We start from the raw sequence: 16,081 nt of genomic DNA on the forward strand, positions 1-16,081 counted from the left end.
GCGTGGCCGGGCCTTCGTGCGTCATGAGACCGCGTCGGCTCGCCTGCGCAGCTCCAGCCGGGAGGGGAGTCCGAAGTGCACGGTCCACCCGGACGGCACGAGCGCGGCGAGTTCTCCCCTCGTGTACGAGCGACGGATGCTGATGAGGCCGTCCTCTCGGATGAACGAGCCCCGGAACAGCGTGCCCGCGAGGATCCACGTCGCGACGTCGTACAGCACGTAGGCGAGTCGAGTGCGGGCGATGTCGCGGTGCACCACGACACCGCCGCTGCCGACGAGCGCCTCGGAGTCGCGCAGCAGGCCGTCGAGCTCCGCCCTGGTGAGGTGGTGCAGCACGTGATTCGAGAAGACCACGTCGAACTGCTCGCCCTCCTCCACGAGGTCTGACGAGAAGGCGCAGCGATATGCGATGCCGGCTCCTCCATCGTGCTCCGCCGCCCAGCGGATCGCCCGCTCGTCGGCGTCCAGCGCCGTGATCTCCACCTCGAGACCCGCTCGCCGCGCTCGCGCCGCGATCATCCGGCATACGTCTCCGCCACCCGCGCCGATGTCGAGGATGCGGATCGGGCCGCGGCGGGCGCGCGGCAGGATGTCCTGGCGATAGAGCAGTCGGGGTCGGGAGACGAGCGCGTTCACGAGACGGAAGCGCCGGTAGGTGCGCTCCAGCATCCCGATGTCCGCATGCGGGTCGTCCATGAGCTCGCGCGCCTCGGTGGCGCGTGTCGAGAGGTCGTGTCTCACGAGATGCCGGTGGTGACCGTCATCAGTGCGCTCTCGGCGGTCAGCCCAGGGCCGAAGGCCATCGCGGCGACGCGCGACCCGTCCCTCGCGCCGTCGTCGAGGATCCGCTTGATGACGAAGAGCACAGTGGCGCTCGACATGTTGCCGTTCTCGCGCAGCGTCTCCCGGGCCGGGAAGAGCTGATCGTCGCTGAGATTCAGTCGCTCCTGCACGCGGTCGAGGATGCTGCGTCCACCGGGGTGGATGGCCCAGTGCTCCACCCGCTCCCCCACGCGCCCCTCGTCGAACGCGGCTGCGAGCTCGCCCTCGCGCGCGTACAGCGGACGGATCGCACCGATGATGGTCTCCCCGATGATCTGCGGCACCTTCGTCGACAGGATCATCTCGAAGCCGTGGTCGCCGATGGTCCAGGCCATGTCCTTCTCGCCCTCCGCGGCTATCGCCGTGTGGAAGCCGTCGAGACGCACCGCAGGAACAGGAGTGGCGAGGTCGCGTGCGGTGACGATGCCGGCAGCCGCCCCGTCGGCGAAGAGCGAGTTGGCGACGATGAGATCCGGGTCCTCCGACGAGCGAAGGTGCACGGTGCACAGCTCGACGCTGACCACGAGCACCACGGCCGTGGGGTCGGCTGCGCAGAACTGGCTCGCCGCACGGAGCGCCGGCAGCGAGGCGTAGCAGCCCATGAATCCGAGGTGATAGCGCTGCACGCTGTCGGACAGCCCCAGTCCGCGCACGATCTCGTACTCGGGGCCCGGCGCATGGAAGCCCGTGCAGGATGCGGTGATGACGTGCGTGACGTCTGCGGCGACGATGTCGGGGTCTGCGTCCAAGGCGCTGCGCGCCACCTCCACGAAGAGACGCGACGCCTCGCGCGTATAGAGGTCGTTGCGGGCTGCGGTGCCCGGCGACTGCAGGCGGCCCGTCTCACGGTCGAAGAACATCTTGTCGTCCGTGCCGGCCGCGGGCGAGAGCTCTCGGATGACGGTGTGGCGGGTGTCGATGCCCGAGCCGTTGAACGACGCGCCGATGATCCGCTGGGCGAGGCGTCCGACATCGGGCTGCGAGGCGAAGATGTCGCGCACCTCGTGCTGCTCGATGACGGTGTCGGGAACGATCGTCCGCAATGAGCGGAGCACGGCAGCGCGGGTCATGTCTGTCACTCAAGCATGACCGCGCGCCAGCACGGAAGGGGCTTGCATCGGGCGTCAGAAACCCAGAGCACGCGCGAGCTTCGAGCCGGATGACGCGTCGCGACCCCCGGCATCGGAGACGACCCGCTCCACGGCGTCGAAAAGGGCTGCTCGCCCCGCCGCATCGGCAGGCGCGGCGGGGCCGAGCTCGAACTCCCACTCCCGCCATTCCCGCTGCACGTCGTGTCGGAGATCGGTCGCGCGAACGCGGTCATCGACGAACTCGGCGACGACTCCGGCCGGCCCGGTGAGCAGGTACGCCGTGCGGGTGTTCTCGATCCGCGCGAGGGGCGTGAGCGGCGCCGTCGCCCATCGCGAGATGGTCTCGGTCACGGCATCCGGGATGCTGTCGTCTTCGCCCAGGGGCCAGCCGATCTCGAGGCGCCCGTCACCTTCTCGCGGTCCCTTGATGTGCCATCCGGCATCGGGGCCGCCGGTGCGGCGACGAAGGGCTACCCCTGCACGGGAGAGCCGTGCATCGACGGTGTCGAAGTAGCGAGCGTCGAGCTCGCGCACCTCTCCGGACGACACGGCATCCACTCCGGGGATCCCCACCCACACCGGAAGGGGCGTGGAGTCATCGACGTCGTACTTGCGCTCGACCTCGACGACCCTGGAGGGCTCGGAGCCAGACGGCGACTCGCTGGGGTGCTCAGTCATCCGACGGGCTGATGTCCTCGAGGGATTCGTCGTACCAGTAGTCGATCTCGGTGGGACCGTCGGTGTCGCCGGTGTTCTGCGCGTCACCGCGCCGGTTGTACACCACCTGGGTCTCGCTGTAGGGGACGATCAGCTTGTCGTCCGCGTCGCCGAGAGGAATGATCTGCCCGTCGAGCGGGCCGCCGTGAAGTCGTGCGAGTGCCATGTCCTCACCCTATCGCCGACGGCACCCTGCACGGCGCCTCACTCCATCAGGATGCCGAGGAGCGCGCCGATGATCATCCACGGTCCGAAGGCGATCCGCGTGGAGCCGTCCGCCCTGCGGAGCATCATCAGCGAGAGGGAGAACACGGCGCCGAGCACGAAGGCGGATGCTGCTCCCACGGCGAGCGCCTGCCAGCTGTGCCATCCGAGGACCAGACCGATGACGGCGGCGAGCTTGACATCGCCTCCGCCCATGCCGTCCCGGCTGAGCAGACGGAGCGTCGCGTAGAAGCCGCCGAGGATCAGCAACCCGGATACGGCCCTGATCAACGGGGCGCTCTGGCCGACCGTGATGGCGTCGACGACTCCGAGGACGATGAGCGCCGCGAGGGTGGGGAGCACGATCCGGTTCGGCAGCCGATGCGTGCGGATGTCGACGGCGACGAGTCGGCAGGCGATCGCGAACAGGGCCAGATGAACGGTCACGACGGCCACAGTACGGAGATCCATGCCCGCAGGTTAGGAGAACTCGGACGGCGGCGATGACCGCGTGTGGATAACGTCACGCCGCGATGTCGGAGGTTCGAACTATCGTCATCTACTCCAGTTGCTTTATTAGTACATATCTTCGAGGATGGATTCATGGGGATCGGGCTCGATGCGGTGACCGCGCTCTCTCCGGCTGGCGACTCCCGCGCCGGAGAGGTTCTTCGGCTGCGCCGGGAGATCAGCCGCATGCAGCGCAGACGCAGCGAGCACCCGCTTCTCCCTCTCGATCCGGCCTTCTCCTCGCTGCTCCCCGAAGAGGGGCTGCAGACGGGGGCGACGTACACCGTCTCTCCCTCCCCCAGTCTCGTCCTCGCACTGCTCGCCGCGGCCTCGGGCAAGGGCCACTGGTGCGCGGTCGTGGGCATGCCCACACTGGGTGTCGAAGCCGCAGCGGCGTTCGGAATCGCGCTTCCTCGCCTGATCCTCGTCCCCGAACCAGGAGACCGCTGGCTCGCCGTGGCCTCTGCGCTCGCCGAGGTGGTTCCGCTGATCGCCGTGCAGCCCGGAGGGAGGGCCCGCGATGCGGATGTGTCCCGACTGAGCGCACGACTGCGAGACCGCGGGAGCACCCTGCTCGTCACCGAGTCCGCGGAGTCCGGCGCCTGGCCGCAGAGCGAGGGGTCCATCCGGCTGCACGACCAGCACTGGCTCGGCATCGGCGAGGGGTGGGGGCTCATCGAAGGCTCCACGGCGACGGTGTCGGCGCGGACGAGGCACAGTCCGCTGACGTCGAGCGTACGCGTGCGTCTTCCCGGCTCCCACGGCGCAGTGGAAGAGCTGCCGGCGGAGCACGTCGCCACCGAGACCATGGCCGAGATCACAGGGCTGACCGGCCTGCGCGGCGGCGAGGCCGCTCCGCTCGAGTACCCGCGTCTGGCGGTGGCCGGATGACCGCCGCTCCACTTCGCGTCCTCGTCCTGTGGCTTCCCGATTGGCCGCTGAGAGCAGCTCTCGGCGGCCCACCGCCTCATCCGCCGACCGCTCTGGTGCATGCGAACACCGTCGTGGCGTGCACCGCATCGGCGAGGGAGCACGGCGTGCGCGCCGGCCAACGTCGCCGCGTCGCTCAGGGCCATATCTCGTCACTGCGCGTGATGCCCCACGACCCCGCCCGCGACGAGAGAGCGTTCCTCCCCGTGCTGCAGCTCATCGAGAAGCACGCGCCCGGTGCGGCACTGCTGCGTCCAGGGCTGGCGGCGGTGCGGGCACGGGGCATCGCGCGCTATCACGACGGCGAGGCCGAGGCGGGGCGTGCCCTGATCGACATCCTCACCGACGCCGGGTTCCCCGAGGTGCGCGTGGGCATCGCCGACGGCCCCTTCACCGCCGAGCTCGCCGCGCGAGGGAGCGCACCGTGCACCGTCGTACCTGCAGGCCTCGCGAAGGACTTCCTCGCCCCACTCCCGGTGAACGTTCTGAGAGACGAGCAGCTCACCGGTCTGCTCGTCCGGCTCGGTGTGCGCACGCTCGGCGACTTCGCGGCCCTCGACGAGATCGAGGTGCGCGATCGCTTCGGCGAGCGCGGCGCGCGTCTGCACGCCCTCGCCGCCGGCGCCGATTCCCGCGCGGTGGTGGCACGACCTCCTGACCCCGAGCTCGTTCGCTCCATCGAGTTCGACTCGCCACTCGCCGGAGCCGATCAGGTGGCCTTCGCCGTGCGGCAGACGGCCGATGCGGTCATGCTCGCCCTCGGTGAGGCCTCGGTGGTGTGCACCGAGGTCCGCATCGACCTCACCGACGACGACGGCAAGGTGTTCTCGCGCCCCTGGCTGCATCCCACCTGCTTCGATGCCGCTGATCTCGTCGACCGGGTGCGCTGGCAGCTCGAAGCACTGGGAGCCGAATCCGCGAAGGAGCCGGTCGATGAGGCTCGTGCCTTCGGCGGAATCTCTCTGGTGCGGATCGTCCCCGTGGCGGTCGACGATGCCGCCCATCACCAGCCCGGCCTCTTCGGGTCCGGCACTGATGAACGCCTGCATCACGCCATCTCGCGCGTGCAGACGATGCTCGGCCACGAGGGCGTCGTCACCGCTGCCCTCTCCGGCGGGCGCTGGCTCGCCGATCGTCAGGTGCTCACTCCGTGGGGCGAACGCGCCGTCGCCCCCAGAGACCCAGCGCAGCCCTGGCCGGGGAGCCTTCCCGACCCTCTCCCCGCCGAGGTGTTCCGCCCTCCTCGCCCCATCGGAGTGCTCTCCCCTGACGGCGAGACAGTCCTCGTCGACGAACGGGGTGCGCTCTCGGCGGCGCCCGCTCGCATCGACGGCGACGACGTTCAGGCGTGGGCCGGTCCGTGGCCGATCCATGAACGCCGATGGGAGGACTCCGGCGGCAAGAGAGGGCACCGCCTGCAGATCGTCGACGATCATGATCGGGCCTGGCTCGTCTTCTGCACCGGAGGCCGGTGGTGGGCTGAGGGGAGGTACCGCTGATGGGCTGGCACAACCCTCCCCTGTCCTGGAACGAGCTGGAGCGCACTCTCAGCGGCGAGGAATCGCCCTACCCGACGGGAGGCATCCCGCCCGGCAGCCGACCCGACCCCGGCCCCGTCAGCACCAAGCGCACACGGAACCCACCGACGTCCGTCAGCAGGCCAGAGGACGCCGTCCCGTACGCCGAGCTGCATGCGCATTCGTCCTATTCCTTCCTCGACGGCGCCTCCTCACCGGAGGACCTGCTCGCCGAGGCCGAGCGTCTCGGACTCACTGCACTGGCGCTCACCGACCACGACGGCTTCTACGGTGCTGCCCGCTTCGCCGAGGTCGCAGAGCTGATGGATGTGAGCGTCCAGACCGTGTTCGGCGCAGAGCTCTCGCTCGGCCTCGACGCACCGCAGCGGGGCGCCCCCGATCCCGTCGGCGACCATCTGCTGGTGCTCGCCGACGGGCTGGAGGGCTACCACCGTCTCTCCGGCGCGATGACGGCCGCCCACCTGCGCGGTGGCGAGAAGGGGCGCCCCGTCTACGACCTCGAGGAGCTGGCAGCCGCCTCAGACGGGCACTGGACGATCCTCACCGGATGCCGGAAGGGCGGGGTCCGCCGTGGCCTAGAGGCGGGAGATGCTCAGACGCCGCTGCGCCGACTGGTGGATCTGTTCGGCCAGGATCACGTCGCCGTCGAGCTCTTTGACCACGGCGACCCGCTGGACACACGACGCAACGACGCTCTCGCCGATCTCGCCAGACGGATGCGACTGCCGGTGGTGGCGACGAACAACGTGCACTATGCAGCGCCCGAGCGTGCATCACTGGCCGAAGCGGTCGCCGCCGTGCGCGCCGTGCGCAGCATGGACGAGCTCGACGGGTGGCTTCCGACTCACGGAGGAGCGCATCTGCGCAGCGGCGCGGAGATGGCAGCGCGCTTCCGGCGCCACCCCGGTGCGATCTCCTACGGCCTCGAACTCGCCGCAGCGTCGGCCTTCTCCCTCCGCCGTGCACGACCTGCCCTCCCGAAGCAGGAGGTCCCTGACGGACACACGCCGATGAGCTGGCTGCGCCACCTGGTGTGGGAGGCCGTGCCGACGAAGTATCCGCGCCTGGATGCCGACGGCCGTCGCAGGATCGGACGCGAGCTCGATGTGATCGAGGAGAAGGACTTCCCCGGCTACTTCCTCATCGTGCACGGCATCGTCGCCGAGGCGCGCCGTCGCGGCATCCTGTGCCAGGGGCGCGGCTCGGCCGCAGCGAGCGCCGTCTGCTATCTGCTCGGCATCACCGCCGTCGACCCGATCCTCTACCGTCTGCCCTTCGAGCGCTTCCTCGCGACGACCCGACAGGAAGAACCGGACATCGATGTCGATTTCGACTCCGATCGCCGCGAGGAGATCATCCAGTGGGTGTACCGCGAGTACGGACGCGAACGTGCGGCACAGGTGGCGAACGTCATCCAGTACCGTCCGAAGAACGCGGTGCGCGACATGGCGAGAGCTCTCGGCTACTCTCCGGGACAGCAGGATGCCTGGTCCAGGCAGGTCGATGGGTGGAGCGCCGGGCTCGAGGTGGCCGACGAGCACGACATCCCGGCGAACGTGCTCGACTACGCGGGCGAACTGCTGAAGGCTCCCCGGCATCTCGGCATCCACTCCGGCGGCATGGTGCTCACCGCGCGCCCTGTCGGCGAGGTCGTTCCCGTCGAGCATGCACGCATGGAGAACCGCACGGTGATCCAGTGGGACAAGGACGACGCGGCCTGGATGGGGCTGGTGAAGTTCGATCTCCTCGGGCTCGGGATGCTGGCTGCGCTCCAGCACTGCTTCGACCTGATCCACGACGCCACGGGTGAGCGGTGGACGCTCGAGACCCTTCCGAAAGAAGAGCCGGCCGTCTACGACATGCTCTGCCGCGCCGACTCTATCGGGGTGTTCCAGGTCGAATCCCGTGCGCAGATCGGCCTTCTCCCCCGCCTGCAGCCTCGGGCCTTCTACGACCTCGCCATCCAGATCGCGCTGATCCGCCCCGGGCCCATCCAGGGCGGGGCCGTGCATCCCTTCGTCCGCCGCAAGATGGCGAAGGATGCGCTCGACGAGGAGAATCTCGCCAGAGCCGCCCGTGGCGAAGAGCCCGTGGTGCTCGAGATCCCGTATCCGCACGATGACCTCAAGCCGATCCTCGAGCGGACACTGGGCATCCCGATCTTCCAGGAGCAGCTGATCCAGATGGCGACGGCCATCGGCGACTGCACCGCCGACGAGGCCGATCTACTCAGACGCGCGATGGGGTCCAAGCGCGGGCTCGAGAAGATCGACAAGGTGCGAGACAAGCTCTACGCGGGGATGACCAGACGCGGACTCTCCGCCGAGCAGTCGGATCGCATCTACGCGCAGATCCAGGCCTTCGCGAACTTCGGATTCGCAGAGTCCCACTCGTTGTCCTTCGCGCTCCTGGTCTATGCGAGCTCCTGGCTCAAGCTGCACTATCCCGCGGCGTTCCTCGCGGGGCTCCTCCGGTCGCAGCCGATGGGCTTCTACTCCGCGTCGACACTCACCGCGGATGCACGACGACACGGGGTCGAGGTGCGTCGACCCGATCTGCACGCCTCGGGAGCCACCGAGACTCTCGAACCCCTCGAGGGCTCACCGCTGCGGATGCCGACGGGGCGGGACACCTGCAGCGACCCTCTGCAGCCCCGGGTGCCGCGCTTCGATCGCTCCTCTCCGGACGAGTCGGCGGCACACCGTCGAGATGGCGCCTATGCGGTGCGCATGGGTCTCAGCGGTGTGCGCGGCATCGGCACTCAACTGGCGGAGAAGATCGTCGCCGAGCGCGAGGCAGCCGGACCTTTCCGCGATCTGAACGATCTGGTGAGGCGCACGGATGCCACCGCTGCGCAGCTGGAGTCCCTGGCGACCGCCGGCGCGTTCGAGTGCCTCGGCCTCCAGCGCAGAGAGGCGATCTGGCTGTCCGGGGCAGCCGCTGAAGACCGATCCCGGTTCCTTCCCGGCACGACGATCGCCGTGCAACCGCCGCTGTTCAGCGATCAGTCCAGCTATGAGCGGCTCTCCGCAGATCTCTGGGCGACCGGCGTCTCGACCGACGACCATCCGATGGCGCATTTCCGCGGGCTCCTGCGCGAACGGGGCGTGCTCACCTCAGCAGATCTGCAGAGCCACGAGACGGGGCGACGCATCGAGGTCGCCGGTCTTGTGACCCACCGTCAACGTCCGGCGACCGCAGCCGGTGTCACCTTCCTCAACCTCGAGGATGAGACCGGTCTCGTCAACGTCATCTGCTCGACTGGGGTGTGGGGTCGTTACCACCGGGTGGCGCGCGATTCTCCTGCGCTGATCATCCGCGGCATCCTCGAGCGTTCAGCGGAGGGCGTCGTGAACGTCCTCGCCGACGCGTTCGAAGATCTCCGAACGGGGGTGACGCATCGTTCGAGGGACTTCCGGTGAGCGGCTCACCAGAAGCGTTCGGGCTCGGGCTCGGGGACGCGGTCTCCGCCGCCCCAGCGATCGGCTTCAGCCTTCGCGGCGTCGACCGCCGCATCCGCCCCGTTCAGAGCAGCCCTGGCGCTCGTCGCCCCTGATCCGTCTCTGTCGGCGTCGACGGTGAGAGTCGTCTGCGAGGAGTGGCCGCCGATGGTCACGGTGCAGTCGACGACACGGCCGAGCCACCGGAGGAACTCACCCCGCGGCTCTTCGACGCGGCGATACCGGATGCCCGTGTCGAGGTCTCTGACCGACAGGATCAGCGACTCTCCGGTCAGCTCGTCGATGCGCTCCGTCACCTCGACGCGGTGCCCGTGGGCGATGGCGAGGTGCGCGTTCAGCACGAGCTTTCTGTCCATGAACCCACTCTATGAGTGCACGTTCTCGCGGCAAGCCCCAGTCTTGGAAGAAACATTCGTAGATTTCTTTGTCCCCCAAATGGCGGACAGAGCTATTAAGCGATATTCTGCAAGGAGTAGCGGGGGCTACCGGCTGAACATCTGGGGATATCAGTCGAGAGAGCAGCGAAAATCTTCGCCGCCTCCCCTACCGTCCGGGAAGGACGGTGAGCCCTCTCGAGTGATCCAAATGGGGTTGGACGACTCGAGAGGGCAACCAGTCCTCGCACCACGCGCGATCCTCGTCTTCACGTACATCCGAGCGAAAGAGCACGCCGCTACCAACGTGGCCCACGGGCGTCAACCCCGCTCCCCCATCTGCGGCATCGCACCTATCGTCGCCTCACGCCGCCCGAATCACGGCGGCAGCGGAGGAGGATCAGTCGATGACCGCCGCACGCGCTGCGCAGGTGAGGATAGGCGTGTCGGGCTGGCGGTACGCGAGCTGGCGCGGTGACTTCTATCCCCGGGGTCTGCCTCAACGCCGGGAGCTCGAGCACATCGGACAGCACTTCCCCACCGTCGAGCTCAACGGATCGTTCTACTCGCTGCAACGCCCGGATAGCTACCGTCGCTGGCGCAGCGAGGTGCCGGACGACTTCAGCTTCGCCATCAAGGGATCCCGCTATGTGACGCACATGCTGCGGCTCCGCGACACGGAACAGGCACTCGCCAACTTCTTCGCCTCCGGCATCCTCGCCCTCGGAACCCAACTCGGACCGATCCTCTGGCAGCTGCCGGAGCGTGAGAAGTTCGACGCCGAGGTCCTGGAACGATTCCTCGATTCACTCCCCCGCACGACGGGCGATGCTCAGAAGCTGGCGATGACGCACGATTCGCGTCTCGACGGACGAGCCTGGACGGAGCTCGAGAGCGACCAGCCGATCCGTTACGCGATCGAGCCGAGGTCGCAGACATTCGACGATCCTGAGGCACTGCGCATCCTCAGTCACCACGGCGCTTCGCTCGTCATCGCCGACACCGCCGGCAGATGGCCACGTTTCGACGCACTGACGAGCGAGGTCGTCTATGTCCGGCTTCATGGCGCACAGATGCTCTATCACAGCGCCTACACCGCCGCGAGCTCGACGAATGGGCCGACCTGCTCTGCGCCTGGTCGGACGGCACGGGCGCCGGCGACGGCCGACCGCGCGACGTGTACGTCTACTTCGACAACGACGCGCGCGGGCACGCACCGCACGATGCGGCAGCGCTTCAGGCGCTCGTCACCGCACGCACCGGATCCTGAGCAGCCACCGCCGCTCCACCGGCTCCCGGGTCATCGGGTGAGGCGAGCACGGAGCGAATCGACCAGCAACCCGACGCCGAGTTCGAAGGTCCGATCCGCGCGGGCTGTCCCGCGCTCGGCGCCCTCCATCACGCGCCCGAGCGTCCGCGTCCCCTCCCCGGGCTCCCAGACCTCGTCCGGCGATGCCAGATCGAGGCCGAAGCCGATCGCGAACGCGTCGATGATCGCGATCACCGTGAGCACCTCGTCCTCGGGGAAACCGCCGTCGACGAGAGCGGTCGCCAGGTCGTCGTAGGCGGCGATGACCGCCGGATGAGTGATCGTCTTGCCGATCAGCAGCGGTACGAGCTGCGGGTGATCGGCATACATCTGGCGCTGCTGTCTGAGCAGATCGACCAGGAAGTCGTCCCACTGCTTCTCCTCGGGCCTCACCCGGTAGTCCTCGACCAGACGGCCGCGCATCAGCTCGATGATGCCGTCCATGCCGTCGACATGGTTGTACAGCGAAGAGGGCCGGACACCGAGCCTGCGCGCGATCGCGTTCACCCCGAACGGCTCTCCGGCCCTCGACAGCGCGAGGCCTGCCGCGCCGATGATGTCGGGGGACAGCAGGGGGCTCGACGGCCTGGGCATCGCATCCTCGCTCTCTGTGACGGGCGACGAAGAAATCTCTTCCCGCCGGCATCCCTCCTGTGCATAATAGTGAACACCATTCGTTGACGAACACCATTCGTTTATGAGATCCGCGCCCCACCCGATGCGCGTCGTCATCACCTCGCGCACACCGCCGTGCCCTCTCAGTGGGAGAACCATGACCGCCATCGACCTCAGCACCCGGGTTCCGCTCCGGTTGCCCACCGCCACCGCCACGTTCGCGATCGGAATCGCCGGCTATCTGGGCGTGAACCTGTCGCCCTACATGATCACCGCCGCTCAGACGGGTCTCGGCATGGACGTGCTCGCGGCCAGCTGGCTCGTCACCGCGACTCTTCTGCTCACGGCTGTCACCGGGCTGGCCATCGCCCCCCTCTGCGCCGGCAGTCACCGGCGGGTCGTAGCCAGAACCGGACTCGCCATCGCCGCGGTCGGCTTCGCCACCGCCGCTGCGGTCCCCGCTCTCATCCTTCCGGGGCTGCTCGTCGGCGGTGCGGGAGCCGGTGGGGCCGTCGCCGCCTCGGGCGCCGCTCTCGCCGCGTTCCGCAACCCCGACAGGGTCGCCGGATTCAACGGTCTCGCGAATCGCGGCGTGATCACGATCGTGCTGGCCGTGATCCCCCTCATCGGGCTCGCCCCGATCGATGTCTTCGGGGCGCTGGCGCTCTTCAGCATCGTGGGCCTGCTCGTCTCGGCCTGGTTGCCCGCGGCGCCTGTGCTCGACCCGCAGGCCGGCGCCGCGGTCGCCGAGGCGATGCCGATCGATGTGCCACCGACCGGCACGGTGCGGCTCTCCCCCGCGCGCTCGCGTACTGTCACCATCGCCGGTTTCGGCCTTCTCGTCGTGTTCGCCCTGTGGGCGGCGAGTGAGGACTCGCTCTGGGCCATGGCAGGCATCATGGGTGCTGAGCAGACCGGGCTGACCCCCGAAGGCCTGGGCCTCGCGCTCAGCGGCGCGACGGCGGGCGGCTTGATCGGATCTGTGCTGCTCATGGTCGTCGGATCTCGGCTCGGAAGAGCACTGCCGCTCGCGGTGCTGCTGGTGGCCGGAGGCGTCCTGAAGATCGTCGAGGGGTTCACCTCAGATCCGACCGCGTTCATCATCGTGTTCATCGCGTGGAACACCGTCTACGCGATCGCCTTCATGTACTTCGTCTCGACCTCAGCCGCCCTCGATGCCGACGGCCGCTGGTCGGGCCCCCTCCTGGCCGTCTACCTCGTCGGCTCGGCACTCACACCGGTGATCGGTGCGGCATTGGTCGGCGTGCTCGGCTTCGAGGGATTCGCCGTCGCACTGGGTATCGCCAGCTTCGTTCTCGCCGTGCCCGCAAGCGCGATCGCCCTGCTCTCGACACGCCTCGAGCGTGCCGCCGCCCACGAGGAGACGCTCCGATGACCCGCACCCTGTATCGCAATGCCCGGTTCTTCACGGCCGACGACACCGCCTGGGCCGACGCAGTAGTCGTCGACGGCGCGGAGTTCGTCTTCGTGGGGACCGAATCCGACGCCCCTTCCTCGGACTCGGTGGTCGATCTCGAGGGACGGGTCGTCCTTCCCGGCTTCATCGACGCGCACACGCACCTGCTCATGATGGGCGAGGCGCTCGGTCAGATCGGTCTCACCGATGCCGGGTCGCTCGACGAGATCCAGCGCAGAGTGACAGCGGCACGCGAGACCTCTTCCGGCGTCGTCCGCGGACGCGGATGGCTCTTCGATGCGATCCCCGGCGGCGCGCCGACGGCGGCGATGATCGACGCCGTCGTCGCTGACGTCCCCGTCTACCTCGATGCGAACGACTACCACTCGTGCTGGGTGAACTCCGCGGCGCTCGGCGAGCTCGGCATCACCCGCGACACCCCTGACCCGATCGGCGGTCGGATCGAGAGGGATGCCGACGGCGAGCCGACCGGGATGCTCTACGAGACGGCCGCGCAGCAGTTCGCGTGGGCGCACCGCGATGCCACCACCACCGACGAGCAGCGGGATGCGGCGGTGCAGCGCGTCGTCGAGGCGTACCTCGCGGCCGGTGTGACCGGCGCCGTCGACATGGCGTTCGACGCGCTCGCGCTCGAAGCGCTCGAGCGCGCGGAACGACGTGGCGCGCTGCCGTTGCGGATCGCCGCCCACTGGTTCGTCGCCAACACGGGTGACGATGCCCAGAACCTGGCTCAGGTCGCCGAGGCGGCCGAGCGTGCCGGCGCCGACTCCGGAACCGTTCGCGTGATCGGGATCAAGCTCGTGCTCGACGGCACGATCGACGCGTGCACGGCGGCGATGCGCGCACCGTATGCGGATGGCTCCCACGCCGCGCCGATCTGGCCCGCTGATCGGCTGCTCCCTGTGGTGGCGGCCGCGGATGCCGCCGGACTGCAGGTCGCGCTGCATGCCATCGGCGACGAGGCGAGCGCCCTCGCGCTGGATGCCATCGAGCACGCCATCACCGTCAATGGCGATCGCCCCCGTCGCCACCGGATCGAGCATCTCGAGTACGCAGCACCCGGCACGGCCGAGCGCATGGCACGGCTCGGCGTGACGGCCTCCATGCAGCCGGTCCACGCCGACCCCGCCATCTTCGCCAACTGGGCAGCACAGCTGGGCGACGACCGGGCGGATCGGGCCTTCGCGTGGCCCGAGTATGAGGATGCCGGTGCACTGCTCGCCTTCTCGACCGACGCCCCCACCGCACCGCACGCGGCGCTCGCGAACATGTACGTCGCCACAACGCGGGCGTCCGCTCTCGACCCGGATGTGCCGGCGGTGCATCCGCAGTTCGCTCTTCCCCTCGAACGCGCGGTCGTGCATGCGACTCGTGACGCGGCGCTCTCGATCGGAGATGGCGACTGGCGGGGCCGGATCGCGGTGGGCCAGGTCGCAGACTTCGCCGTTCTCGACGTCGATCCGTTCTCGGAGGGCAGCGCGTCTCTGCTCACAGCGCGAGTCCTGCGCACCGTGATCGCCGGGAAGACCGCGCACGAAGCCTGAGGCGCGCTGTCCGCCGCATCCCTCACGGCTCACTTGAGCGATATACCGGTGAGTTCTTATAATTCTGGTGAACTCTGGCGGGCAGAGGGCGCCCGTCGACCAGGCGGTGGTGTCTTCCCGCCCGGGCGCGGAGCGCTCCCTCTGTCAGCCGATGGTGACAACGACTGATTGGAGTGTTGAGATGTCCGCGATGCCCGATCCGAGGTTCGAGCTCCGAAGGGTCACGGAAACCGAGTGGCTGATCGTCGACCACAGGTACGAGCCGCACGATGCGCGCCAGACTGTCGCCTGCATCTATCAGGTCGACGCCGTCGAGGTCGACGTGCTCTGGCTGCGCAACCTTCCCCTGGCGAGCTCGTACATGTCGGCGGAAGAGGTGCTCAGCGACCTGCAGCGGTTCCACAACCCGCCGAGCCGATCGACGTCGCCGGTCACGATCCCGCACCTTCCTCCGCTCGCGACGACGGTCAGTTGATGCGCTGCGCGGAGCGGTACGTCGAATCCCAAGGGCCGCGCCATAGGCTGGCCTGATGCTCATCGCTCTGATTCGTCCCATCGAGACCAGCACTGCAGACGTCATCGGCACGACGCTGGCCGAGGTGCTCGTCGAGCTCGAACAGCACCGCAAGCCGGGCTTCTATCTGACGTCGGCGCCCGTGCGGATGCTGAAGGGCGAAGCGAAGATGGAGGCCACGGGCACGTTCACCCGTGTCGACGGCGTGCGCGAGATCGAGGCCGACGACATGGCGTCGCTCGAGGCGAAGGTGCCCGAGGGGTGGCGCATGCTGACGGTGCGCACGGCCTAGGTGCAGCGACCCGCCGACGACGAAGACCCCCACAGGACTCAGTGCCGGTGGGGGTCTTCTCTGTGTGGACGTCGTCGAGGTCAGCCGCCGGACGGGTTCTCGAGGGGCGCACCGTCTTCGTCGGTGGTCTCGTCCTCGATGATCTCGTCGGTGCTCTTCGACGACGACTCGTCGGGCGCACCGCCCGAGGCGGTGTCCGCCTCTTCGTCGCCACCGGGAGTTCCGTGCGTGTTCTGCAGATCGCTCATTGCATCTCCTCTGTCGGTTGAGGCGACGGTATGCGGTCGACCGCGCACACGAGGAGGGGGTTGACGTGAGGAGGAATCGGACGGAAGGACGAGGGATCGCACAGCGGAGGGACTCTCTCTCCGGATCACGAGTGATCATGTGAAGGAAGAGTCCCTCGACCGGAGCGGCCCCGCCGGGGTCCCCAGACCGTGGTCGGGGCAGGCTCTCGAGCGAAGGATACGCCCGATAGGAGCCACGTCACATGGCGTGGTGGACGACGGCGCGCGGGCGTACTCTCTTCTGCACGAAACGCGGCTGGGCCTCGGGATCTCGATGCCGCTGAGCATGAACGGAGATCCGCCGATCGCCGTCCACACGATCGGACTGAGGCGCATCCGCAACCCCTAGATACAGCGCTGCATTGGGGTTACGTTGGCCGTGGCCACACAGACGCGGCCCCGAGCCGGTGGAGTTCCCCAGCGAAGCCGGCTAGG

15 protein-coding genes and 1 pseudogene are annotated in these 16,081 nt (G+C 68.5%); 8 read left to right on the forward strand and 8 right to left on the reverse strand.

Annotated elements, in window-relative coordinates:
• Positions 1-21: 21 nt before the first annotated feature.
• Genes BEP68_RS09770 through BEP68_RS09790 form a run of 5 tightly spaced genes read right to left on the reverse strand, consistent with a single transcriptional unit; the run spans position 22 to position 3,305 of the window.
• Positions 22-741, reverse strand: a complete 720-nt coding sequence (locus tag BEP68_RS09770) for a methyltransferase domain-containing protein (protein ID WP_187249832.1) — start codon at positions 739-741, stop codon at positions 22-24.
• Positions 738-1,892, reverse strand: coding sequence for a type III polyketide synthase (locus BEP68_RS09775; protein WP_222839260.1), 1,155 nt, complete (start codon positions 1,890-1,892; stop codon positions 738-740). Before BEP68_RS09775 ends, BEP68_RS09770 begins: the two co-directional genes overlap by 4 nt.
• 54 nt (positions 1,893-1,946) lie before the next feature.
• Positions 1,947-2,591 carry a CYTH domain-containing protein gene (locus tag BEP68_RS09780; protein ID WP_187249833.1) on the reverse strand — a complete coding sequence of 215 codons (645 nt, stop codon included), beginning with the start codon at positions 2,589-2,591 and terminating at the stop codon, positions 1,947-1,949.
• Positions 2,584-2,796: a hypothetical protein gene (locus BEP68_RS09785; RefSeq protein WP_042538484.1), complete on the reverse strand. Its 213-nt coding sequence runs from the start codon at positions 2,794-2,796 to the stop codon at positions 2,584-2,586. The genes BEP68_RS09780 and BEP68_RS09785 overlap by 8 nt, the downstream gene beginning before the upstream one ends.
• 38 nt (positions 2,797-2,834) lie before the next feature.
• The gene (locus BEP68_RS09790) at positions 2,835-3,305 is read right to left on the reverse strand and encodes a prepilin peptidase (RefSeq protein ID WP_187249834.1); all 471 of its coding nucleotides are present in this window, start codon (positions 3,303-3,305) and stop codon (positions 2,835-2,837) included.
• A 132-nt stretch (positions 3,306-3,437) separates the two neighbouring features.
• On the opposite strand from BEP68_RS09790, the gene BEP68_RS09795 reads away from it, so the two are divergent.
• From BEP68_RS09795 to BEP68_RS09805, 3 genes are read left to right on the forward strand one after another with little or no spacing between them, the layout of a single operon-like run.
• A complete protein-coding gene (locus BEP68_RS09795) occupies positions 3,438-4,235 on the forward strand; it encodes a hypothetical protein (RefSeq protein ID WP_056278977.1) in 798 nt (265 codons plus the stop codon).
• The gene (locus BEP68_RS09800) at positions 4,232-5,773 is read left to right on the forward strand and encodes a DNA polymerase Y family protein (protein WP_187249835.1); all 1,542 of its coding nucleotides are present in this window, start codon (positions 4,232-4,234) and stop codon (positions 5,771-5,773) included. Before BEP68_RS09795 ends, BEP68_RS09800 begins: the two co-directional genes overlap by 4 nt.
• Positions 5,773-9,234, forward strand: a complete 3,462-nt coding sequence (locus BEP68_RS09805) for an error-prone DNA polymerase (RefSeq protein ID WP_053096815.1) — start codon at positions 5,773-5,775, stop codon at positions 9,232-9,234. Before BEP68_RS09800 ends, BEP68_RS09805 begins: the two co-directional genes overlap by 1 nt.
• Before the next feature lie 5 nt (positions 9,235-9,239).
• On the opposite strand, the gene BEP68_RS09810 is transcribed toward BEP68_RS09805, so the two are convergent.
• Complete coding sequence (locus BEP68_RS09810; protein ID WP_053096818.1) at positions 9,240-9,629, reverse strand: hypothetical protein; 390 nt, start codon at positions 9,627-9,629, stop codon at positions 9,240-9,242.
• Positions 9,630-10,054: 425 nt separating this feature from the next.
• Here BEP68_RS09810 and BEP68_RS18430 point away from each other — a divergent pair.
• Positions 10,055-10,917, forward strand: a pseudogene (locus BEP68_RS18430) (DUF72 domain-containing protein).
• A 30-nt stretch (positions 10,918-10,947) separates the two neighbouring features.
• On the opposite strand, the gene BEP68_RS09820 reads toward BEP68_RS18430, so the two are convergent.
• Positions 10,948-11,550 (reverse strand): TetR/AcrR family transcriptional regulator, encoded by a 603-nt coding sequence (locus BEP68_RS09820; protein ID WP_072591474.1) that lies wholly within the window; start codon positions 11,548-11,550, stop codon positions 10,948-10,950.
• Between the two features lie 178 nt (positions 11,551-11,728).
• Here BEP68_RS09820 and BEP68_RS09825 point away from each other — a divergent pair, with 178 nt between their 5' ends.
• The 4 genes from BEP68_RS09825 (at position 11,729) to BEP68_RS09840 (ending at position 15,359) form a co-directional block, all read left to right on the forward strand.
• The gene (locus tag BEP68_RS09825; RefSeq protein WP_187249836.1) at positions 11,729-12,967 is read left to right on the forward strand and encodes an MFS transporter; all 1,239 of its coding nucleotides are present in this window, start codon (positions 11,729-11,731) and stop codon (positions 12,965-12,967) included.
• Entirely contained in the window at positions 12,964-14,553 is a 1,590-nt protein-coding gene (locus BEP68_RS09830) for an amidohydrolase (protein WP_187249837.1), read from the forward strand. The genes BEP68_RS09825 and BEP68_RS09830 overlap by 4 nt, the downstream gene beginning before the upstream one ends.
• 190 nt (positions 14,554-14,743) lie before the next feature.
• Positions 14,744-15,028 (forward strand): hypothetical protein, encoded by a 285-nt coding sequence (locus tag BEP68_RS09835; RefSeq protein ID WP_232224452.1) that lies wholly within the window; start codon positions 14,744-14,746, stop codon positions 15,026-15,028.
• Positions 15,029-15,083: 55 nt separating this feature from the next.
• Positions 15,084-15,359, forward strand: a complete 276-nt coding sequence (locus tag BEP68_RS09840) for a hypothetical protein (protein ID WP_053096828.1) — start codon at positions 15,084-15,086, stop codon at positions 15,357-15,359.
• Positions 15,360-15,439: 80 nt separating this feature from the next.
• On the opposite strand, the gene BEP68_RS09845 is transcribed toward BEP68_RS09840, so the two are convergent.
• Positions 15,440-15,607: a hypothetical protein gene (locus BEP68_RS09845; RefSeq protein WP_171821924.1), complete on the reverse strand. Its 168-nt coding sequence runs from the start codon at positions 15,605-15,607 to the stop codon at positions 15,440-15,442.
• Between the last annotated feature and the right edge of the window lie 474 nt (positions 15,608-16,081).

Source organism: Microbacterium sp. 4-7 (assembly GCF_014332665.1).
Taxonomy (GTDB): Bacteria; Actinomycetota; Actinomycetes; order Actinomycetales; family Microbacteriaceae; genus Microbacterium.